Source organism: Mesobacillus jeotgali, assembly GCF_014856545.2.
GTDB lineage: Bacteria > Bacillota > Bacilli > Bacillales > Cytobacillaceae > Mesobacillus.
The window spans coordinates 1306880-1329677 of sequence record NZ_CP109811.1 but is presented as its reverse complement, the minus strand read 5'-3'; the positions used below and the strand labels follow the sequence as shown (position 1 = coordinate 1329677).

At 43.5% G+C, this 22798-nt stretch carries 19 protein-coding genes and 1 pseudogene; 4 read left to right on the top strand and 16 right to left on the bottom strand.

What is annotated here, in order from left to right; all coding sequences use genetic code 11:
• Window positions 1-59: 59 nt before the first annotated feature.
• Both FOF60_RS06570 and FOF60_RS06565 read right to left on the bottom strand, forming a co-directional pair.
• Window positions 60-887 carry an NAD-dependent epimerase/dehydratase family protein gene (locus tag FOF60_RS06570; RefSeq protein WP_192472257.1) on the bottom strand — a complete coding sequence of 276 codons (828 nt, stop codon included), beginning with the start codon at window positions 885-887 and terminating at the stop codon, window positions 60-62.
• 68 nt (window positions 888-955) lie between these two features.
• Window positions 956-1693: an alpha/beta hydrolase gene (locus tag FOF60_RS06565; protein ID WP_192472256.1), complete on the bottom strand. Its 738-nt coding sequence runs from the start codon at window positions 1691-1693 to the stop codon at window positions 956-958.
• A 259-nt stretch (window positions 1694-1952) separates the two neighbouring features.
• On the opposite strand from FOF60_RS06565, the gene FOF60_RS06560 reads away from it, so the two are divergent.
• Window positions 1953-2141 (top strand): YjzD family protein, encoded by a 189-nt coding sequence (locus FOF60_RS06560; RefSeq protein WP_192472255.1) that lies wholly within the window; start codon window positions 1953-1955, stop codon window positions 2139-2141.
• A 40-nt stretch (window positions 2142-2181) separates the two neighbouring features.
• On the opposite strand, the gene clpB is transcribed toward FOF60_RS06560, so the two are convergent.
• Together clpB and FOF60_RS06550 are read right to left on the bottom strand one after the other, a co-directional pair.
• The gene (clpB, locus tag FOF60_RS06555) at window positions 2182-4782 is read right to left on the bottom strand and encodes an ATP-dependent chaperone ClpB (protein WP_192472254.1); all 2601 of its coding nucleotides are present in this window, start codon (window positions 4780-4782) and stop codon (window positions 2182-2184) included.
• Window positions 4783-4920: 138 nt separating this feature from the next.
• Window positions 4921-5103, bottom strand: coding sequence for a YjzC family protein (locus tag FOF60_RS06550; protein WP_079508079.1), 183 nt, complete (start codon window positions 5101-5103; stop codon window positions 4921-4923).
• Window positions 5104-5369: 266 nt separating this feature from the next.
• Here FOF60_RS06550 and FOF60_RS06545 point away from each other — a divergent pair, with 266 nt between their 5' ends.
• Entirely contained in the window at window positions 5370-6182 is an 813-nt protein-coding gene (locus FOF60_RS06545; protein ID WP_192472253.1) for an undecaprenyl-diphosphate phosphatase, read from the top strand.
• 217 nt (window positions 6183-6399) lie between these two features.
• Here FOF60_RS06545 and argF read toward each other — a convergent pair whose 3' ends face one another.
• The 7 genes from argF to argC all read right to left on the bottom strand — a co-directional run bounded on the left by argF (window position 6400) and on the right by argC (window position 15813).
• The gene (gene argF / locus FOF60_RS06540) at window positions 6400-7356 is read right to left on the bottom strand and encodes an ornithine carbamoyltransferase (RefSeq protein WP_192472252.1); all 957 of its coding nucleotides are present in this window, start codon (window positions 7354-7356) and stop codon (window positions 6400-6402) included.
• On the bottom strand, window positions 7353-10454 hold the full coding sequence (locus FOF60_RS06535; protein WP_192472251.1) for a carbamoyl-phosphate synthase (glutamine-hydrolyzing) large subunit: 3102 nt from the start codon (window positions 10452-10454) through the stop codon (window positions 7353-7355). Before FOF60_RS06535 ends, argF begins: the two co-directional genes overlap by 4 nt.
• A complete protein-coding gene (locus tag FOF60_RS06530; RefSeq protein WP_192472250.1) occupies window positions 10447-11526 on the bottom strand; it encodes a carbamoyl phosphate synthase small subunit in 1080 nt (359 codons plus the stop codon). Before FOF60_RS06530 ends, FOF60_RS06535 begins: the two co-directional genes overlap by 8 nt.
• A 67-nt stretch (window positions 11527-11593) precedes the next feature.
• The gene (locus FOF60_RS06525; protein ID WP_192472249.1) at window positions 11594-12748 is read right to left on the bottom strand and encodes an acetylornithine transaminase; all 1155 of its coding nucleotides are present in this window, start codon (window positions 12746-12748) and stop codon (window positions 11594-11596) included.
• Entirely contained in the window at window positions 12748-13509 is a 762-nt protein-coding gene (argB, locus tag FOF60_RS06520; RefSeq protein ID WP_319801581.1) for an acetylglutamate kinase, read from the bottom strand. The genes FOF60_RS06525 and argB overlap by 1 nt, the downstream gene beginning before the upstream one ends.
• 22 nt (window positions 13510-13531) lie before the next feature.
• A complete protein-coding gene (argJ, locus tag FOF60_RS06515) occupies window positions 13532-14767 on the bottom strand; it encodes a bifunctional ornithine acetyltransferase/N-acetylglutamate synthase (RefSeq protein ID WP_413632814.1) in 1236 nt (411 codons plus the stop codon).
• A gap of 11 nt (window positions 14768-14778) precedes the next feature.
• Window positions 14779-15813: an N-acetyl-gamma-glutamyl-phosphate reductase gene (argC, locus tag FOF60_RS06510; protein ID WP_192472247.1), complete on the bottom strand. Its 1035-nt coding sequence runs from the start codon at window positions 15811-15813 to the stop codon at window positions 14779-14781.
• A gap of 223 nt (window positions 15814-16036) precedes the next feature.
• Between argC and FOF60_RS06505 the strand changes: the two genes are divergently transcribed.
• A complete protein-coding gene (locus FOF60_RS06505; RefSeq protein WP_192472246.1) occupies window positions 16037-16729 on the top strand; it encodes a Crp/Fnr family transcriptional regulator in 693 nt (230 codons plus the stop codon).
• A gap of 48 nt (window positions 16730-16777) precedes the next feature.
• Here FOF60_RS06505 and FOF60_RS06500 read toward each other — a convergent pair.
• The 5 genes and pseudogenes from FOF60_RS06500 to glp form a co-directional block, all read right to left on the bottom strand.
• A pseudogene (locus FOF60_RS06500) lies at window positions 16778-17493 on the bottom strand (YwiC-like family protein).
• A 192-nt stretch (window positions 17494-17685) separates the two neighbouring features.
• Window positions 17686-18948 (bottom strand): group II intron reverse transcriptase/maturase, encoded by a 1263-nt coding sequence (ltrA, locus tag FOF60_RS06495; protein ID WP_192473833.1) that lies wholly within the window; start codon window positions 18946-18948, stop codon window positions 17686-17688.
• Window positions 18949-19494: 546 nt separating this feature from the next.
• Window positions 19495-19923 (bottom strand): respiratory nitrate reductase subunit gamma, encoded by a 429-nt coding sequence (locus tag FOF60_RS06490; protein WP_192473750.1) that lies wholly within the window; start codon window positions 19921-19923, stop codon window positions 19495-19497.
• A 145-nt stretch (window positions 19924-20068) separates the two neighbouring features.
• The gene (gene mobB / locus FOF60_RS06485; protein WP_225650519.1) at window positions 20069-20584 is read right to left on the bottom strand and encodes a molybdopterin-guanine dinucleotide biosynthesis protein B; all 516 of its coding nucleotides are present in this window, start codon (window positions 20582-20584) and stop codon (window positions 20069-20071) included.
• A complete protein-coding gene (gene glp / locus FOF60_RS06480) occupies window positions 20572-21837 on the bottom strand; it encodes a molybdopterin molybdotransferase MoeA (RefSeq protein ID WP_192473749.1) in 1266 nt (421 codons plus the stop codon). Before glp ends, mobB begins: the two co-directional genes overlap by 13 nt.
• Before the next feature lie 222 nt (window positions 21838-22059).
• Between glp and ric the strand changes: the two genes are divergently transcribed.
• Window positions 22060-22758 (top strand): iron-sulfur cluster repair di-iron protein, encoded by a 699-nt coding sequence (gene ric, locus FOF60_RS06475; protein ID WP_192473748.1) that lies wholly within the window; start codon window positions 22060-22062, stop codon window positions 22756-22758.
• The last annotated feature ends 40 nt before the right edge of the window (window positions 22759-22798 follow it).

Sequence of the window (22798 nt, the reverse complement as noted above, 5' to 3'; positions counted from 1 at the left end):
ATCTTTTACCATTTTACTCTCTGGAGTATAACTTTGAAAAGTGGTTTATCGAAATTCACTCAGACTCTGCTGTCCTGTATCCGGGTAAAATGCTCCTTTTGCCTGCTTAACCCCTTGCTGATTTGCTCATTTCTTTCTACTGTCCTGACTTGGATAGACCCTTTATATATTGGTGGCTGAACCTCATTTCTAAGTATCGCAGGTTCCTTGCCAATCAGCTCCTCTGCACACTGCAGCCATCTGCCTCGTTCTCCACTCGACAGTATATACTGGCCCTTGTTGCCCGATTCAGCCATTTCCTTTATCGTTTTCACAGCATCATCGATATACAAACAATCATGCAGCCACTCCCATTGAGTAATATCAGGAATTTTCCTCCCTTCAATGGAAGAATGAGACATTGCCTGCTGAAAGAAACACTCCTCCGGCTGCCAGGGTCCATAAATGGTTGGCAAGTAGATTGTCAGTAGCGTTGATTCCCGACTGCTGATAAACCTGCTTATTTTAGAATCCTCTTCTCTCAAATCCACATTTTCCTCGGCAAAAAATGCAGGCAGTATTACGGCTGTCGGCAGATTTTTCAAATGTCGGTTGTCTAGTTTGCTTAAAAGTGCTTCCATTAAATCATTTTTCATATTCCGTGACTGGAGCGATTCAAACAAAGTCACAAAGAGAAAACCTTCTGCTTCTTCAACTTGCCAGTCTTGAAGGCCTATTTCTGTGAAGTTGGCATTCCTGCCGATTTCCAGGCGTTTTTCTTCTGTAAAATAATCCTCTTTTGTTCCTTCTGGATGGATCCCATCTATCTCAACGCCCCGATCAAGCATATACCTGCACAGGCTATATCCTATAAAATCATATATTCCGAGAATTATTGCCCTTTCCATATTGAATTCCCCCTTGCAAATACTCTCTTGTATCCTATGAATAGAAACTTGAAAATATTTGCAGGGAGTTAAAGGACTTGCTCATGTTTTCTAAAATACTGAACGATTTGGCTTCCTACTTGAAGCATTTTTTCTGGAAGAACATAGCTTATGGTAACCGGCAGGTCATCCTTTTCCCATTCAACTGACAGTTCCTTAATAATACTTGATTGCTTGTAAGCCCTGTTTCCTGATAATACATGGATGATCTTCACTGGGGTTTCATTATTGAATGCGGGTGTGGAAGATTCGCCTTCAAGGCTTTCAAGGAGTGTCTTAATGTCTGTTTCATAAGCCGCTTCGAGTTCCGCGACAAGCTTTTTATAAAAAAACTTATTCTCTTTTTCCTGCTCCAGTTGGGTACTGAGAGAAAGGACGGGATTGATCAGGACCAGGCTCCTTATTTTAAGATCACTATGCTTTAATAATTTCAAGGCCACAAGTGCCCCCATGCCCTCAGCCACTAAATGGAAGGAAGTATTCAATATTTCATTACGGACGATATGGCTGCACAGTCTCAGAGTTAATTCCACAGCCTTTTCACTTCCCCAATGTCTTCCATATAAATTCGAATAGAAAACAGTATACCCTTCCTTTTTCCAAATGTTCAACAGTGAACGTTTACCCTCATTCTGCGTCCAGAAGCTGCTGCTGCTGTTCACAAAGTGCCTTTCATCTCCAATCGTCAGGATACCGAAACCATTTGGCCTTTCAGGATAATGGATGACATTCCATTCGGTATCCAGTTTAAAGTTCCGGCTCTCCATCTTACCAACCCCTTCCCTACAGATTATTCATATTACTGTATGTAGTTTAACAGGAAATGAAAGGGGGTTTGCCCATTTTTCCATATTAATCCTTTGCTTTGCGCGAATTTTCATGATTCCGGCAAATTTAATACTATCAAGTTTCGGAAAAATGGAATTGTTCTATGAAAACGCTTTTCATTTTATTTAAAATTCATTTATAATTTATATGGCTTGTGGTAAGATGAGAAAAGATTTAATAATGTAAGAGGTGAAATTCGTGAAATATTTCTGGACTTTACTCTGGACATTCCTTCTGGTTCTAATGCTAAATTACGTAGCTGGCGCGATGATCGGCGTTGGATTGGACTTAGCTCAAAGTGCGATTATTGCTGTTGTGGCCACAATCATTATCCTTGTGATTCCTGCAGTTCTTCCAAATGGTTCTGAAGAAAATCATAGTCATTAGTACATAAAAAAGTCATCCAAAACGGATGACTTTTTTCATTCTATATAATGCTCAACGAGATATCCCCATTTTCAACTCCAATTTCTACCTGGCTTTTCTCTTTGATCCTGCCTGCAATGATTTCCCTAGCAAGCTTAGTTTCCAGACTCCTCTGGATAAATCGCTTCAATGGCCTCGCGCCGTACACGGGATCGAATCCATGTTCAGCTAAAAACTCTTTTGCGTCATCCGTGATTGTCAGCTGGATCTGCTGGTCAGCGAGCCTTGCTTGTAAATTCTTTACTAGTTTTCCGACAATCAGTTTGATTTCCTTTAATGCCAAAGGCTTAAACAAAATGATTTCATCTACACGATTAAGGAATTCCGGACGGAAATGGCTGCGCAGTTGTCCCATCACCAGATCCCTCGTTTCTGAAGAGATTTCTTCATCCCCTTCCTGTCGGTCGAGCAAATGATGAGATCCAATATTGGACGTCATGATAATTACGGTATTCTTAAAATCGACCACTCTACCCTGAGAATCGGTTACCCGTCCATCATCAAGCATTTGCAAAAGGATATTGAAAACTTCCGGATGTGCTTTCTCTACTTCATCGAGAAGGATAACAGAGTAAGGATTCCTTCTGACGGCTTCAGTAAGCTGGCCGCCTTCTTCATACCCAACATATCCAGGAGGTGCGCCGATCAGCCTTGATACTGCATGTTTTTCCATATACTCAGACATATCGATCCGGATGATATGCTCTTCACTATCAAATAATGACTGTGCAAGAGTTTTGGCCAATTCTGTTTTACCGACTCCGGTAGGTCCAAGGAAAATGAACGAACCGATTGGCCTATTTGGATCCTTGATGCCAGCTCTTGCCCTGAGGACCGCGTCAGAAACTAGTGATACTGCTTCATCCTGTCCGACAACGCGTTCATGCAAAATAGTCTCAAGCTTCAGAAGCTTTTCGCGTTCGCCTTCCACCAGCTTCATCACAGGTATGCCCGTCCACCTTGAAACGATTCCGGCAATTTCTTCTTCGGTCACTTCCTCGCGAAGAAGCCTTTCTCCCTCATTTTTGCTAACTTCCAATTCAAGCTCTTTCAATTCTTTTTCAAGAGAAGGGATACGGCCATGCCTTAATTCAGCGGCTTTGTTCAAGTCATAGTCATTTTCTGCTTTTTCCAGCTCTCGTCGAAGCTTTTCAAGCAGCTCCCGCTGTTCCTGTACCTTTTGGATGCCTTCCTTTTCCTTCTGCCATCTCGATTTCATTGCATTCGCTTTTTCCCTCAAGTTGGCGAGTTCCTTGCGAAGAGTTTCGAGTCGCTCGCGGCTCGCATCATCTTTTTCCTTTGTCAACGCAGCTTCTTCAATTTCGAGCTGCATCACCCTTCTAGTCACTTCATCAAGCTCAGTCGGCATCGAGTCAATTTCTGTACGGATCATCGCACAAGCCTCATCAACCAGGTCGATCGCCTTGTCAGGCAGGAATCTGTCTGTGATATACCGATCTGACAATGTAGCAGCAGCTACCAGCGCACGGTCATGGATGTTTACTCCATGGTGGATTTCAAACCTTTCCTTCAATCCTCGTAAAATTGACACTGTATCCTCGACATCCGGCTCTTGCACAAGTACCTGCTGGAATCTGCGTTCCAGCGCTGGATCTTTTTCAATATACTTGCGGTGTTCATCGAGAGTCGTCGCCCCAATGCAATGGAGCTCCCCGCGAGCAAGCATTGGTTTCAGCATATTCCCGGCATCCATTGCTCCCTCAGTCTTCCCCGCACCTACAATAGTATGGAGTTCATCAATGAACAACAGGATTTTGCCTTCACTCTTTTTTACTTCATTCAAAACTGCCTTCAGTCGTTCTTCGAATTCGCCCCGAAATTTCGCGCCTGCGATCAGCGCACTCATGTCCAGCGCAAAAATCGTCTTATCCTTCAGGCCTTCCGGAACATCTCTCCGTACAATCCTTTGTGCCAGTCCTTCTACAATAGCTGTCTTACCTACACCTGGCTCCCCGATCAAAACCGGATTATTCTTCGTCTTCCTTGAGAGAATCCGGATGACATTGCGAATCTCACTGTCCCTGCCGATTACAGGGTCGACCTTTCCTGACCGGACTTCCTCCACAAGATCTCGTCCGTATTTTTTCAACACTTCATAAGTTGCTTCTGGGTTTTGTGAAGTCACTCTCTGGTTCCCCCTAACCTGATTGATTTTCGCCATTAATGTGTCTTTGTTAACTCGTAATTTCCTTAAAGCTGCGCCTGTTTCAGATCCAGGTATCTCAAGTAAAGCCAGTAAAACATGTTCTACCGATAAATAGTCATCTTCAAACTGTTTCATTTCCTTTTCGGCCTGGGCCAAAACCTTTTGCAGTGTTGCTGTAATGTATAATTTCCCTTGTTCTGCTCCGCTTCCCAAGACTTGGGGTTTCTTAGACAGGATTTTGTTTAGTTCTTCAGTAAAATGATCTAGATTTATTCCGATACCAGTCAGCAAGGTTGCAGCCAGATTGCCGTCCTGCTCAAGCAAGGCAAGCAAAAGGTGCGCTTCATCAACTTCCTGGTTATTATGTTGAACAGCCAGGGTCTGGGCTGATACAAAGGCATTCTGCAAGCTTTCTGTCATTTTATTCATATCCACGATCAACCACTCCTTTGACCTTTTTTGACCTTTAATTATATTATAATAAAAATTCCCAAATAGTAAAGCCATCCGCACTGGATGGCTTTAAGAAAGACAGTATGAAATTTCCGGAATTCCTGGTTGTACCAGCGTAAGTTATTTAAACTTTGGCATGTATGTCCAGTGGCGGTTGTGGTTGGAGTTTTCCGGAAAACGATCCCCAGCTTTAAGTTTAATTTTTTGCGGATTGTTGACATTGCTGCCTGTTTCACCAATTTCAATATAAATACCATTATTCGGTGCCTTTTGTCCGGCACGGAACTGATGACTTTGTCCCATTTGCCTTCCTCCTTCATTAAAGTATTCCGGCAATTTTATTATTTGCTGATTTAAATAAAGTATTTATGCATATTTTATCCTTCCAAAAAAAAGGGTTATACGGTACATTAGTGTGTATGAGAAAAAAAGCGTAAGCACCTTGTTACTTTAAGCGGTGCACGCCAAAAATGCCGCCTTAGTGGTTGAAAACCTGCTGGGCACTGGAGCTGGATATTTCTCGAAGTGAATTTATTCTCATCTTAAAAAAACGGAGGAAATCAAAACTTATGGAAAATTTCTATGACTTGATTAAATACATATTTCTTGGCCTGTTCCAGGGAATCACCGAACCAATCCCTGTTTCATCAAGCGGACACCTTGAGATAGCAGAGCATTTTTTTAAACTGAAAATTGAAGGATTGAGTTTTGCCCTTTTAATGAATACAGCTTCACTATTTGCTGTTTTGTTAATTTACAGAGCCGATATCATCCGGTTAATTGTTAACGGAATTGCATATCTTAAAAGTAAAGATCCCGAAGCAAAATCAGATTTTATGTTCATCATTTATCTAATTATCGGAACCATTCCAGCAGGTGTAATCGGAGTTCTTTTCGGAGACTTTATCGAGAAAGAACTTTCCCATATTAAAACTGTCGGCGTAACGCTTATAGTGACCGGCCTTGCGCTCTGGCTGATCCGAAACATGCGAGGCCGCAAGAATGACGGAGATTTAAGCTTTAAAGATGCCATAATTGTTGGACTGGCTCAAGCAGTTGCACTAATTCCCGGCATCAGTCGTTCCGGTGCCACAATTGTCGCAGCTATGAGCCTGGGAATGAAACAGGAAACTGCATTAAGGTACTCTTTCCTGCTTTATATTCCAGTCAGTTTCGGCGGGATGATTCTCGGATTTTCAGACCTTTTACTTGATGAACGTCTTGGGGAACTGGCGGTGCCATATATTTTTGCCTTCATCGCTTCACTGGTTGCTTCTTACTTCTCTTTAAAATGGTTCATGAATATCATGGCGCGCGGAAACTTAAAGTACTTTGCGATTTACTGCTTCATTGTAGGACCACTTGTCCTTTTCTTTTCTTAATACACAAAAACCGGCTACCTTCATGTTAGCCGGTTTTTCCATTATCTCTACTAATGGAATGTGCTCTTTTGGCAATTTTGCATCTTGAATACTCATTATGGCTTATAGAACATTTCTTTAGAACCTTTTTACACACCCAGTCACTGTTTCGGGCGTATAGAACCTTATATAGGACCTTTTCAACATGCATTTCCTGAAGTCCTATACAACAATGCCCTTAATCCTTCAATATCTCCACAAGCAATGCCTTCTGGGCATGGAGCCGGTTTCCTGCCTGTTCGAATACGACGGAGTGCTGTCCGTCGATGACTTCTGCTGTTACCTCCTCGCCGCGGTGCGCGGGGAGACAATGCATAAACAGGTAGTCTTCCTTTGCTGCTTTGAGTAATGCTTCATTCACCTGGTAGTCATGGAAATCATTTAACCTCTGCTCATTTTCGAGCTCCTGGCCCATGCTGGTCCATACATCTGTATAGATGATGTCCGCATCAGTTACGGCTTCCTCAGGAGAGTCGGTGATGACCATATTTGCACCACTCATCAACGCGAATTCTTCACAGCGGGCTGTAATGGCCTCATTCGGGAAGTACCCCTGTGGAGCAGCAATTGAGACATCCATCCCGATTTTTGTGCAGGCGATCATCAGTGAATGGGCAACATTGTTTCCATCACCGATGTAAGCAAGCTTAAGGCCTTTAAGTTTCCCTTTTTTCTCATAAATCGTCAGCAGGTCAGCAAGTGCCTGGCATGGATGATACAGATCGGTCAGACCGTTAATGACAGGTATGTCGGCAAAATGGGCCAATTCTTCAACTGACTCGTGTGAAAAGGTTCTGATCATGATGCCATCTAGATATTGTGAAAGAACTTGGGCTGTATCTGCCACTGTTTCACCCCGTCCGAGCTGCAGGTCGCTGCCATTTAAATAAAGTGCGCTGCCCCCAAGCTGGATCATGCCTACCTCAAAAGATACTCTTGTTCGCGTTGAAGACTTATCAAAGATCATTCCCAGTATTTTGCCTTTCAGGGGCTGGTCAAATTGTTTTTTTAATGTTTTTCCCTTCAAGATGACTGCCTTTTCTAATAATGTCAAGATTTCCTGTGGTTCCAAATCAGCCAGAGTTAATAAGTCCTTGCCTTTTATATCAATATGAAGCTGCTGTAGGGCTGTCATTCTGCCATCACTTCCTTATTAGTTTCTGCCAGCCATTGATCCAGGGAGTTAACGTTCCAGCTCTTGGCCGACGCACTTTTTAACAGTGCATATAAAGATTCCTTTTGGGTCAATACGATCTTCCTGTTCTTGACAGCCCATTCTCTCAAAGTTACATCCCTTTTAGATGAACCTGGACAATACAATGCTGCCACTTTTTGTTGGTCGGATACTTTATTGATATGAATCAAATGAAAATCGGCTGAAAGTCCTCCTGCCTCCAATAAATCATTTTCATCTGCAAAAGCAATGTCTCCCTGGACAGCTTTTCCGCTGATTGAATGGAAGCTCTTATGCAGTGCCTCTTCAAGTGTCGATGCAATGCTGATGCCTTCACCTGTCGAAATCATTTGCGGACCAGTCCTGGCATCCAGCCCTTTTAATGCAAAGTTCGAAAATACTGGATGCTTCACGACTGTGTACCGGGCATCAGAGTCGAGCAACACTTCATCTTTCGACAAAATATATTTCCCAAGCAATATTTTTGTTGCCTTTTTTATTAAGTCAACACCGGCTGCCTTGCTGACGATTGGCATAGTCCTGCTTGAACGCGGGTTGACTTCAAGCAGATACACTTCGTTTTCCTTCACAATGAATTGGATATTCATTAATCCCTTATACTTCAATTCCTTCACGATTTTCTTTGCATACACTGCCATCTGCTGCTTCGTTTCTTTCGGAAAGCTTTGAGCCGGGATGATGCAAAAGCTGTCCCCAGAATGGACTCCGGTCTTTTCGATATGCTCGATGATGGCCGGTATCAGCACATGCTCTCCATCGGACGCAAGATCCAGTTCCGCCTCAGTTGCTTCAAGGTACTCATCAACAAGGATTGGGTATTGAATGTTACCTTCACCCACTACTCTTTTCAATTCATCCGAATCTCGAAGTACCACCATATTAAGTCCGCCAATCACATACGAAGGCCGGATTAAAACTGGATATCCTAACTCTTCCACAACAGATAGCAGTTTAGCCTCATCCTCAGCTGTTTCTCCCTTTACACGCGGGATCTTGAGCTTGTCGAGCAGCTGATAAAATTGATCCCGGTCTTCGAACAGGTCAATGGTTGCAGAACTTGTTCCCAGCAGCTTGACTCCCGCTTCCTCAAGACCCTTCGCCAGATTCAAGGCAGTCTGCCCGCCCAATTGGACAATGACTTCCTCTATTCCTTCCATCTCAATCACATTCAGGATGTCTTCCAATGTTAATGGTTCAAAATACAATCGATCCGATATGGCAAAATCAGTGCTGACAGTCTCAGGATTATTGTTGATCATGATTGTTTCCACATTTTCCTCTTTGAGTGCAAAAACGCCATGAACCGAGCAATAATCAAACTCAATTCCCTGGCCGATGCTAATCGGACCGCTGCCAACGACAAGCACCTTTCTTTTGATGCTTTCAACTGCAGCTTCGTTTTTCCCGAGATAGCTGGAGTAAAAATAATTGGACGCAGATTCAAATTCCGCTGCACAAGTATCAACCATTTTATAAACTGGTTTGATGCCATGGCTCTTCCGCAGCTCCCGGACCTTCTGATCACCAACACCCCACTTTTTGGCCAGAAAAGCATCACTGAATCCTTTTTCTTTCAGAGACCTAAGCTTTGGCCCTGTAATCATTTCGAATCCAAGCCCTTCAATCGACTTCTCAATATCGGTCAAAGACTTGAATTTATTCAGGAAAAATAAATCAATCTTTGTGATTTCATGCAGAGATTGAATTTCCTTGCCCCGACGCAGCAGTTCGAGCAATGCAAAAACCCTCTGGTCTGTCTGCTTTCTAGCCAAAGCAGTCAGCTGTTCGACAGAATATGCTTCAAATGCCGGCAGTTGTAAATCCAGAGCTTTACTATTCAGTGACCTTACCGCTTTGATAAAAGCTCGTTCAAAGCTTCGGTCAATTGCCATCGCTTCTCCTGTTGCCTTCATTTGCGTCCCTAAGCTCCTGTCTATTTGCGGGAATTGCTCAAACGGCCATTTCGGTATTTTCACCACTACATAGTCGAGCGCTGGCTCATAGCTGGCGAAAGTATTGCCTGTAACAGGATTCATGATCTCGGCAAGATTGTATCCGACTGCCAGCTTTGCGGCCATCCTTGCGATTGGATACCCTGTCGCTTTTGATGCGAGCGCTGAAGATCTGCTGACCCGCGGGTTCACTTCAATCAAAAAGTAATTCTTGCTCTTAGGGTCGAGAGCAAACTGGATGTTGCAGCCTCCTACGATTCTCAGTGCAGAAATGATTTTAACAGCAGATGTCCGAAGCATCTGGTACTCTCGGTCCGTCAGCGTCTGTGATGGAGCTACTACGATGGAGTCACCGGTATGGATGCCAACCGGGTCGATATTCTCCATATTGCAGATAGAGATGCAAGTACCAGCAGCATCACGCATCATTTCGTATTCGATTTCCTTATAGCCTGCAATGCTTCTTTCAACCAGGCATTGGTTAATCGGGCTCTCATTCAGCCCGCCCGATACAAGAGAGATTAATTCCTCCCTGGTCCCGGCTATCCCGCCGCCTGTGCCTCCCAGCGTGTAGGCTGGCCTTACAATTAACGGAAAGCCGATTTTGTTTGCAAAGGCCACCGCCTCTTCAACAAATTGGACAATCTCACTCTCGGGCACTGGTTCATTCAACTCATGCATCAGGCTGCGGAATGCTTCCCTGTCTTCTCCTTGTTTTATGCTTGCAACCGAGGTCCCCAGCACTTTTACATCGTACTTTCCGAGAATGCCCTCTTCACTTAGCTTGAACACAAGATTCAATCCTGCCTGGCCGCCAAGAGTCCCTAAAATACCATCCGGCTTTTCCCGCTGGATCACTTTTTCTACCCCTTCTGCCGTCATCGGTTCAAAATAGACTGCATCTGCAAATACATGATCCGTCATGACAGTTGCCGGGTTATTGTTTACAAGAATGACCCGATACCCTTCCTCTTTCAAGGCGATGCAGGCCTGTGTCCCTGCATAATCGAATTCAGCGGCCTGGCCGATGATAATGGGACCAGAACCGATTACCAGTATTGATTTAACATTTTTATCCTTAGGCATAGCTGACTTCTCTCCGTTTTCTGTATTTGACTGTATTGATGAAATCTTCAAATATGAATACACTGTCCTCAGGTCCGGGGCTTGCTTCCGGGTGGAACTGGACTGTCATCATCGGCCATTTTTCATGGTAAAGACCTTCGATTGACTGATCATTTTGATTGAAGAAACGGACCTTCAATCCTGTACTGCCGATACTTTTAGGATCAACAGCATAGCTGTGGTTTTGCGAGGACATGAACACCCGGTTGCTTTTCACATCGTAAATTGGCTGATTTGCACCTCGATGGCCAAAGAGCATTTTGTTTGTATTTCCTCCAAGAGCCAGCGCTGCCAGCTGATGCCCAAGGCAAATCCCCAATACAGGATAATGCTCGATTATTTTCCTGATTTCATGCAGCTGCCCAAATAATTCCTTCGGATCCCCAGGTCCATTGGATAGGAGCACACCATCAGGCTTTAATGCTGCAATTTGTTCAAAGCTATAGTTATAAGGAACAATTGTCACCAGGCAGTTTTGTTTTACCAGATAGTCTGCGATCGATTTCTTAAAGCCGTAATCAATTAACACAATATGGGTGTCTCCAAATCCTAAAGTTTCTGGTGCCATCGATGATACTTCCTTCATCTTAAGACCATTGATCGTTTCCCAGCTTGATTCACATTTTGAGTCACTTGATAAAGTGGCAGGCATCGTTCCATTCTGCCGAATGCATTTTACGAGCTCACGAGTATCAACATGCTCTAATAATGGGATATCCCACTTTTCCAGATACTCAGTGAATGAGTGCTGTGCTTCATAGTGGTATGCTGTTTTTGCAGCTTCAAAAACAACTACTCCCGCAACATGTGGCTTTTTGCTTTCAAAATCTTTCTCATTGATTCCATAGTTGCCAATCAGCGGATACGTGAAAACAATGATTTGATTCTTGTATGAAGGATCAGTCAATACTTCTTGATAACCCGTCATTCCTGTAAAAAAAACTATCTCACCGGCAATGCCTTCTTCAGCTAGCGATCCGTGTAAGTGCCCCTGAAATGTTTTGCCGTCAGCCAGATGCAGATATCCTTCCATTAGACACATCTCCAAACGTATATTTATTTAAATATATTTATTTTTATACATTAAAGTTTAAAAAAATTTATACTGTTACCTTATAGTTACTTAGTGCGACTTTCATCAATGACACTGCCTTCTCGATCTCTTCTTCTGTTACATTCAGCGGCGGAAGCAGACGGACAACCTTTTCTCCTGCCGGCAAAGCAATCATTCCGGATTTCCTCAATTCAGCTAAAATTGGCTGTGCAGCGACTTTCAGTTCAATTCCAGCCATCAATCCCAGTCCCCTGATGTCTTTAACCACTTCCATCCAACCGAGGTCCTTATGAAGTAACTCAAATAGTAATCTTCCATTGGCAGATGCCTCTTCAAGGAATCCTTCATTAAAAATAATGTCCATAACGGCTATCGCTGCCGCCATACTGATCGGATTACCGCCAAATGTCGATCCATGGCTGCCCGGACCAAAAAACTTTGCGAGACCAGCTTTGCCGACGGCAGCTCCTATTGGAAACCCATTCCCAAGCCCTTTTGCAACGGTTATAATATCAGGTTTTATCCCAAAATGCTGAAATGCAAATGGTCTCCCCGTCCGGCCGATGCCGGTCTGGATTTCATCGATAATTAGCAGTACGCCTTTTTCAGCACATAAACTTGCCGCTTCCTTTATAAATTCATTTGTTACGACATGGATTCCGCCCTCACCCTGGACAATTTCAATCATTACCGCAGCTGTATCAGAATCAATTTCAGTTTTTAGTGCATCCAGGTCATTGAATGGCAGATGGATAAATGTTTCAAGCATGCTGCCAAACCCCTGCTTGATTTTATCCTGTCCAGTGGCAGCCATGCCGGCGAAAGTCCTGCCGTGAAAGGATTGCAGGAACGTGATGATTTTGGTGCGCCCGGTGGCTTTCCTTGCCAGTTTAATAGCTGCTTCGTTTGCTTCAGCACCGCTATTGGCAAAAAATACATAATCCAGTCCTGATGCTTCTGCAAGCCTTTTGGCTGCTTCTTCCTGGATTCTCTGCGGGAACAGATTTGAAACGTGCCAGAATATTTCCAACTGTTCCTTGACCGCATGTTCTACTGCTTCAGGTCGATGGCCCAAATTGCAGACACCAATGCCTGAAGTGAAATCAAGGTATTGCTGGCCGTCCTCTCCATAAAGAATCGTCCCTGCTGCTTTTACAGGCTGTATTTCCCATCGCTGATAGGTAGGGAATAAATGGCTCATTAAAACACCTCTTCTTTTGCGGCAATCGCTGTTCCATGCCAGCAGTTATTTTTATAGAATCGCTTTTTGCCAGAAATAATCATGACAGGATCTACGCCCGCCGCTGTAGCCGTCAATGCGGATTTCACTTTTGGAACCATTCCTCCATAGATGCTTCCATCAGAAATGTAGCTCTCTATTTGACTATCAGTCATTTCGGTCACCAGCTTACCATCTATCTGGACCCCATCCACATTGGTTACGAAAGCACAACGTTCAGCCTTCAAGGCTTTCGCAATCGATGCAGCTGCATAATCGCCATTTATATTTAGCTTGCTGCCATCCTTGGCAATACCGATTGGCGTAATCACAGGAATATAGCCATTTTGAAGCGCCAGCATAATCAAGTCAGTGTTTACCTGGGTGATCGACCCAACATATCCTAAGCTCTGCTTATCAATATATTCGGCCTGAAGGCAAAGACCATCGCTCCCATTGATGCCTAAAGCATTGAAGTCCTGCTTCATCAGCATGCTGCACAGCCGCCGGTTCGTCTGTCCGGATAGTACCATTTCAACGATTCCGATCGTCTTTTCGCACGTCACGCGAAGACCTTCTTTGAAAACTGCCGGGATTCCATATAAATCAAGCATGTAGTTGATTGCTGGCCCGCCCCCGTGAACGATGACGGGATAGAACCCATCCTCCATCAATTCTTTTAAACTATTGAAAAAATTGTCATTAAGCTCCTCTAACACACTTCCGCCGCATTTAATGACCACCGTTTCCAATTAATTCGCCCCTTTAAGTCCGATAGCTTGCATTTATTTTCACATAATCATAGGAAAGATCGCAGCCCCAGGCCATTCCTTTCCCTTCTCCCAAGTGCAGGTCAACAAAAATTTCAATCTTTTCATTCATCAGGTACTCCCTCGCCTGATCTTCATCAAAAGCAACAGGTGTACTATCTTTAAGCATCGTAATATCTCCAAGGGATATATCGACTGTTTTCGGATTTACGGATGCCGCACTCTGGCCGATTGCGCCAATGATCCGTCCCCAGTTCGCATCCGCTCCGTAAACTGCTGTTTTAACAAGGTTAGACCCGGCGATTTGTTTTCCAATCATTCGTGCTTCTTCATCAGACATCGCGCCTGTTACCGATATCTCAATCAACTTTGTTGCTCCCTCTCCATCCTTGGCAATCTGTTTTGCAAGACTGGCACAGCTTTCTTTTAACAAGTCTATAAAAACTGGCCAATCTGGATGGTCTGGGTCCAATTGCTGATTTCCTGCAGTTCCATTTGCCATTACCAGCACCATATCATTCGTTGATGTATCTCCATCCACTGTGATTTGATTGAAGGTTGTATTCGTGACATTCTTTAACGCGGACGCCAAATGATCACTTGAGATAGTAGCATCTGTTGTTAAAAAACCGAGCATCGTGGCCATATTCGGATGAATCATCCCAGAACCCTTTGCAGCTCCTCCGATACTCACTGTTACCCCGTCAATTTCAGCAGTATAACAACAGCTTTTCATTACGGTATCCGTTGTCAGGATCGCCGTTTGGAAATCCTTCGTATCATCCGCTGTTTTGCCGATGGTCAGCTTACCGATTCCAGACTCAATTTTTTCCATTTGCATATATTCACCGATTACTCCAGTGGATGCAACGGCAACATGATGAACAGGAATCCCCAGTTTGCCTGCTGCCAATGACCGCATTTTTAGGGCATCCTGATACCCTTGTTCTCCGGTACACGCATTCGCACATGCACTGTTGACGACGATTGCCTGGAGAACCTTTTCCTCTGCAATACTTTCCTGGGTAACCGCCAATGGTGCTGCCTGGAAGTGACTTGTCGTGTAAACGGCGGCACAACTGGCCGGCTTCTCGCTTACAATCATCCCCAAATCAAGCTTGGCATAGCGCAGCCCTGCGTGTACTCCGCCGCACTGGAATCCTTTTGGGGTTAAAATTCCTCCAGCAGGGATTTTTTTAATTAATTGCTTGTCGGTCATTGCCTGGTACATATTTTCCTCCTTTATGGATAAAGTGGGATCATCTTCAGTCCTGCACTTTCCTCAAATCCAAACATGATATTGGCGTTTTGAACCGCCTGCCCTGCAGCGCCTTTCATTAAATTATCGATCACCGAAACAATCGTCAGCCTTCCTGTCCTGCTGTCCGCATGCAGCCCAATATCACAGTAATTTGATCCCTTGACCTCTTTGACTGAAGGGAATATTCCACTTTTCCTTACTCTTATAAATGGGTGCCCATCATATGTTTCTTTATATAAATCTAGCAGTCTCAGAGTATCCAGATCTTCTTTTAACTGAACATATATGGTTGTCATGATTCCTCTTGTGACGGGTATTAAATGTGTACTGAAGGTGACCCTAACCTCTTCGCCATTCCAAAGACTGAGCTGCTGCTCGATTTCAGGGATATGCTGGTGCTCATTGACTTTATAAATTTTGAAATTTTCATTTAACTCAGCGTATAACGTACCCATTGAGGGAGACCTTCCTGCACCGGACACTCCAGACTTGGCATCAATGATGATACTATTCGATTCAATCAGCTTTTCTATCAGCACGGGTGCCAGCCCAAGGAGAGCTGCAGTCGGGTAACAGCCTGGATTGGCCAGCAGGTTTGCATTCATAATTTGCTCCCTATTCCATTCGCTAAGTCCGTATACCGCTTCATCCAATATAGAAGCATTGACTGATTCATGCTTATACCATGCTTCATATGCTGAGGCGTCTTTCAATCTCAAGTCACCTGATAAATCAATGACTTTAATATTCTTATTGAGAAAAGATTCTACAAGCTTTCCGGAAACACTTGATGGGGTTGCCAGGAACACAATATCTGCTTCCTCGGCAATTTTGTCAGTATCAATCTTGGTGAGGACCTTATCAAAAATTCCTGTTAAGTGGGGATATTCTTCAGAAACAGGTTTTTCATCTCTTGTTGTGTGAATTGAATGAATACTGATATATGGATGGTTCGCCAGGACACGGATTAGTTCTCCACCCCCATAGCCAGTAGTGCCAATGATCGCTGCCTTCACTTGAAACCTCCTTTCAACGTATGCATAAATAATCATGTTTATTTATATTTATAAATAAATTTCTTTTTATTATAAAAACAAAGAGAAGAAAACGCAACAGATTTATTAACAATATGTGAACAATTCACAATTTTATTGCTGGCTTTATATGCTTTACAATATAATTATATTAATATCAGATACGGAAGGGAGTATAATCTCCCATAAATAAGGTGGTATTCATATGTTGACTGCAACAACGTTGTCACCAAATTTGAATAAGCTTTTTGAAAAGGTCCATAAAATCAAGACTATTGACAAAGGGCGCTTTCTTTTTGAAGAAGGAAATACTGCAGACGAGCTGTACATTATCCAGAGCGGAAAATTTCAGATCAGCAAAATGGTTCCGGATGGACGCGAGTTAACAATCAGAATGTGTTCTGCTGGCGAGTTGGTTGGGGAGTTATCACTGTTCAGCCCAGCATCTCAGCATATATTGAATGCCCGCGCCTCAGAAAGCGGTACGGTTGCGGTGATACAGAAGGATAAGCTTGAGACTGAAATTGAAAAGGACAGCGGGCTGGCACTGGAACTCGTTAAATGGCTTTCCCTGCAGCACCGCAAATCGCAGACAAGGTTCAGGGATCTCGTCCTTCACGGAAAAAAAGGGGCTTTGTACTCAACCCTCATCCGAATGGTGAACAGTTACGGAGTTAAGACGGAAGATGGATTGAAGATTGATGTATCACTTACAAACCAGGAACTCGCAAACTTCTGTGGGACCTCACGCGAAGTCGTGAACAGATTATTGAGTGACCTAAGGAAAAGCAAAATCATTTCCATTGATAAAGGATTCATTACCGTCCATGCCCTCAATAAGCTAAAAAGGGAAATAGATTGTGAGAATTGCCCGATTGAAATTTGCAATATTGAATAACAAAAGCCGCCAGTCAATTAGTCTGGCGGCTTTTCCTATTGTTTGTTCTTACAAAATCGCAAACAGCATGATGATAAAGAACAGGACGGCGTTGACGATTTCGTATATGCCTACCTTCATTACGGATAGTGGTTTGCCATAAAAAACTACTGCTCTGATCAAGCTTGGCAATGCGGCAACAGCGACTATGACTTCTCCGGCTGCGAGCCACAGAACAGGGACTAAAAGATGGTATGTCCAGGAAATCCATTTGAATTGACTATTTTTCTTCTCTCGGATCATGGTTTTACGTAAAATGTGCTTCCTGCGAAAAATAGGATTGAGGCAGCAAAAACAAGAATGGCATTTTCATTGATTTCCGCACTCGGGAGATAGCTGCTTGCCAGTCCGGCAATAGAGAAAACAACGATTGCACTTAAATCATTAAGGAGAGCACGATCTTTATTTTTAGCAGAGAAATATGCATTGAGCATGAAAAACGGAATCATCGCAAGGCCAAAGGATACGATTGTTGGTGACGTGAACAATGGTACCATTAAGAACACAAGCGCTGGAATCATATAAATAAGGGCCCATTTACGATAAAATGGGATTTTCTTTTTCTTGAACATCAATAGAAGTGGATATGTTCCTAAATATAGTAATAGCCATCCGATAAAAAACGGGATATGCTGCCAGACTATTTCACTTGCCGCTGCTCCAAGCCAGAAAGGGATGATCAACATCGCCCAGGCTCCATGCTGTTTTGGCATAAATAACTTCATGAATGAACACTCCCTTATGTTTCTTACCTTAAATATAAAGCAGTTGAAAGGATGAATAAGTGAAACACATCACATTTTCTTGTGTGAATAGTCCATATGACACCGAACTGTCAAATCGAGTAGGAGGGGGTGATTAACCCCCGACCTCTCACACCACCGTACGTACCGTTCGGTATACGGCGGTTCGAAAGTTTATGTAATAATGTTTGTTAATTGTTTCAACCCTTGCTGAAGCCAGTATTTATTATTCATGGCTTGATCCAAGGCAGGACTCTTTGAATTTCTCCAGTATCCCTTTCGGGAGTTTGCATATTGCCAGGCTTTATATCTTTTAATTCCTAATCTAATCAGATTCCGGAATTTAGTCCTGGTTTTCTTCCATTCTTTCCAGCGACAAGCACGTAGCCTTCTCCTGATATGACCGTCTATCTTTTCTGCATATCTCTTGATATCAGCTACTTTGAAGTAATTTCCCCATCCCTGGATTAGTTGGTTGATTTTAAGGATTCGGTATTCCATGGCAATTCCCCAGTTACGGTTTGTTAACCTTTTAAGCTTTTCCTCGAGTCTCTTTTTCGACTTCTTCGGCACGTATATCCGGGTTTTGTTGCTCGAAGAGTAAAAACTCATCCCTAAGAATATACGTGCCGATGGCTTTCCCACTGCACTTTTCTCCTCGTTGACCTTCAGTTTTAACTTTCTCTCGATAAAATCCGTGATACCCTGTTTAACCCGTTCTCCAGCTTTTAGACTCTTAACGTATATGTTGCAGTCATCGGCATAACGGACAAATTTATGTCCACGTTTTTCAATTTCCTTATCCAGTTCATTTAGCATGATGTTACTAAGGAGAGGGCTTAGCGGACCTCCTTGAGGGGTCCCTTCTTTATTTACTGTAACTAATCCATTCTCCATAATTCCTGCTTGTAAATACCGTCGGATTAACTTCAAAGTGGGTTTGTCCTCTATTGTCTTGGAAATTAGGGACATGAGTTTATCATGATTCACTTTATCGAAGAATTTCTCCAGGTCAATGTCCACCACAAATTGATATCCGTCGTCAATGAATGACCTAGCCTGTTCGATAGCTTGATGTGCGCTCTTGTTCGGTCTAAAACCATAGCTATAATGGCTAAATTGTCTATCAAATATAGGGGTTAGGACTTGAACCATAGCCTGTTGGAAAACACGGTCTGTTACTGTTGGGATTCCTAACTTTCTCTTCCCGCCATCTGGTTTGGGAATTTCGACTCTTCTTACCGGCTGGGGCTTATATTTTCCGTCCTGTATAAGCCTGATGATTTCCTGTCCTTGCTCTTTAAGATGAAGGCGGGTAGCTTCTATATCTTTCGCATCGACACCAGCTGCCCCTTTATTTCTTTTTACCTTCAGAAAGGCTAGGTTTAGGTTTTCTGGACTTATAATTCTTTGAATTAAACTATCATTAGTTTCCATATTGGTCCCATGTCATCAAGTTTGTACAAAGTGGCTCCACGCTTCAAAAGAAGATCTCCTGGATTCCGTCCAATCTTCTTCTCCAAAGCCCTTCTGGTTTACTGTGTCATTGCCTCTTTGTAAATGGCTCTAACATGGTCACTCCTTTCGTTCAGTCCTTCTCAACCAAGAGGTTGATACTATGACTTCTGCTGACTTCTCTTAACTCAGCTATTTATCGCTAAATAGGTTCCCGTCAGGGAGGTTAAGAGATCTCCCAGGGTAAGTTCATTCACTTTCTCCTCATGTATCTGCCACATTTATTTCCATTCCATCCGGGGATATTTTGGACTTCATCTTGTTTTGCAGACTCATCCAGGAATGAAAACCTCAAATGTGATTCGTGTACCTCAGACCGAGGATTTGCCTAGGGCTTCCTTCAGATTCCGCGTCGCCACGGACACCCTTGCCTTCAGCTAATGGTTCGCATATCCCAACGCCCATAGCGGACTTTCACCGCCAAGTTAATGAACATGCCTGGCACACAAAGAAAAGAAGAGGCTGCCATCAGCCTCTTCTTTCAAAATGCAATTTTAAAAAGATTTTCTTTAAATATAAGTGCGGTTTTAGCAAATAATAAATTTCCTTCGTGAATGCCAGACTCAACAGGAATAGGAATACAATAATAAAATGGACCTTCGAAAGAATGGAAACATCCATGACAAGGCTCATGTCCGGCTGCAGTTGGGCAAGGCTGATGAGCCATCTTAAAAGCAATACCGGTTCGTAGGCTATGCTGCTTGACAGCACGATCGCAATACCTGTCGCCGTGCTTGCAGCCATAAGTGTTTTGACGACGCCGAGCAGAAGCCTCCCTGCTTTCGAACGTGTTCCTTCCTCTCTCGATGCATCGTACTGCCAGACTAGTCCCATCGCTACAATTGCCACAACTGAATATGGATACACAATCCACAAAAAGATTTGCAGCATTTCCATCGCTCTCACCTCACACATATGTCACAACCTGAACCCCATTAACATTCTAACCGGGTAGGTATAAAGTGACAGTGACAAATGTCGCCGTATATGTCTAAAATAAGAACTTTTCTTGCTGAACCTTGAACGACCTAGAGGAAATCACCTATATTTTGGTGATTTCCCCTAAAATCCAGCTAACTCCCTCATCCATATTAAGAACAGGGAGAGCTATATCCTTTAATAAGTCTTGCAGTCCAGGATCTCTGCATAAGATGACCTGGATATTCTGAAGCTTTTCCAACAGCTCCAAATCTTTTTCATCACGCAGGATGACCGCCTTGGGAAAGGGCTCTTTCTTATAGCCTTCAATCAATATTACATCTGGCTTGAAGAAGGAAAGCATCTCTATTTCTTCAGCAAGGGACCATGAACCTTTTTCAGCCTGGATGACCATCCTGCCTCCTCCTTCTACAAGTGAGACAGCTGCCCCAGCCTTAATATGCTTATCTGAATCCTTTGCCTCAACAACTTCCGGCTTGCCGCCATGCCCATGATGTTTCACGGTCGCTACCTTAAGGCCAGCTGCAGTCAGCTGTTTAATCAACGTCAGGCTAAGCGTGGTTTTGCCGCTGTTTTGGTACCCTGCAATCTGGAACAACACCGGTTTTACCAAGGCCATTCGCTGCCCACATGGTCTTCAAGCATCAGCACCTCTACCTCGGTTCCCTGTTCAAAGCCTCTCGTGCCGCCAGGCAGAATCATGAGGGAGTTAGCCCCGGCAAGGCTCATGATGATGTTTGATTTATCCAGGCCGCTTGGTGTCACTACCAGTTTTCCATTCTCGATTGTCAGGGCACTCCTTACAAATCTAGTAAATGGATTTGCTTTAGGGAAATTGGCATCAAGAATCGCTTTCTCCTTTCTCAAATGAGGCTGATCAGTGAACAGCATCGTCCTGATGATTGGACGGGCGAACAATTCAAAGCCTACATAGCAAGCTGAAGGGTTTCCTGAGAGGCCAAACAATAACTTCCCGTCAAGCTGGGCTACAGTAGTGACGCTGCCTGGCCTCATCGCTACCTTATTGAACAACACCTCTGCCCCAAGCTTTGCATAAATTTCCGGCAGATAGTCGTAATCCCCGACGGAAACCCCGCCGGTCGTAATGAATAAATCCACTTGTTCAATCGCTTTACTCACTGCATCGAAGCATGTATCAAAATCATCAGGCAGCTGGCCGAAGTATTTTAGTTCTGCACCTGCACGAAGAATTTGCGCGGATATCATATAAGAGTTACTGTTGCGAATTTTCCCCGGCTCAAGCGGTTCATCGACATCGAGCAATTCAGTCCCTGTTGCATACAGGCCGATCACTGGTTTCTTTGCAACTGGTACTTTTGCATAACCGAAAGTTGCTAGCATCGCCTGGATCCCAGGATTGATGAAGGTACCTTTTTTTACGAGGACCTCGCCTTCCTTTGCATCCTCCCCGCGGTAGGAAACATTGTCTCCTTCATTGTGTTTGCGCTTTGTTTCCATGTATTTTTTTCCATCACGTTCGTGTTCTTTAGCCAATTCAAGCATAACAACAGCGTCAGCTCCCACAGGCATCTGAGCGCCTGTCATGATCCTTACCGCCTGGAACGGTCCAAGTTCTTTATCCGTAAGCATACCTGCACCGATATGGTCCACCACCTCAAATTCAACAGCGTGATTTTGAGAGGCTTCCTGTGTATCGACAGAACGGATTGCATAACCATCGTATGGCGCTCTGTCAAAATGCGGCACATCGCTGGTTGCTTTCAAGTCCTCCGAAAGATAGCGTCCATAGCTTTCATTAATCGAAACATATTCAGTGGAGCCGTTTTTCTTAAGCTCCATCACTCTCTTGACTGCCTCCCCTATTGGAATGGGGTTTCTTTTCTCTAACATATAATCAGCTCCTATTGCAGGCTTAACTTATAAATATACCCTTTTCATTATAAGAGTAATGTAAAAATGAAAACATAACAAACCTCACAGTATTTTCTCATATAATCTCCTGAAAATATGTAGATTTTTTGTGAAGTGTGATGCACATCACCAAGTAGTAAAACCATTTCCTTTATGATGAGTATGTAAACAGTATTAAATATTTTACTGGAGGTTTCTCACATGAAAATGCCTTTTGATCAAAATTCTTTAGTTAAAGATATCGTCAATATATTCCCTCAATCAAGTGACTTATTCAAGCAGAACAGACTGGATTTCTGCTGTGGCGGCAACCGCCCTTTAGCTGAAGCGGCTGCTGAACAGAACCTGGACGTGCCGGCAATCATGGCTGCACTCGAAGAGTTATATCGTAAACATAACGGTGCTGCCGAAAGCATGGAGGTTTGGACCGAAACGGACTCTGCGGAGTTGATCGACCATATCAAGACCAAATACCACCGCGAGCTTGAAGAAGAGTTAAAACTTCTCAGCCCATATGTAACTAAAGTAGCTAAAGTTCATGGTGACCGCCACGAAGAGCTGTTAAAAGTCTATGAGCTTTTCTATGAGTTGAAAAAGGAACTCCTAGAGCATACGGCAAAAGAAGAAGCAACCGTCTTCCCACTGTTGCTGCAGCTTGATACTGCCAATGATGAAAAGCGTTCTGAAATGATCTCGGAAATCACGGAACTGGAAAAGGAACACGATCATGCTGGCTCGATTTTAAAAGAACTGCGTGAAATCACTGCTGACTTCAATCCGCCTATCGATGCTTGCGGGACATACCGTTTAGTATACAAGCGTCTTGAGGCATTGGAATCACATACCTTCATGCATGTTCATCTAGAAAACAACATTCTTTTCCCAAGATATATTGCCTAACCGGAACAATGCCCCAATCATTTAAATGATGGGGCATTTT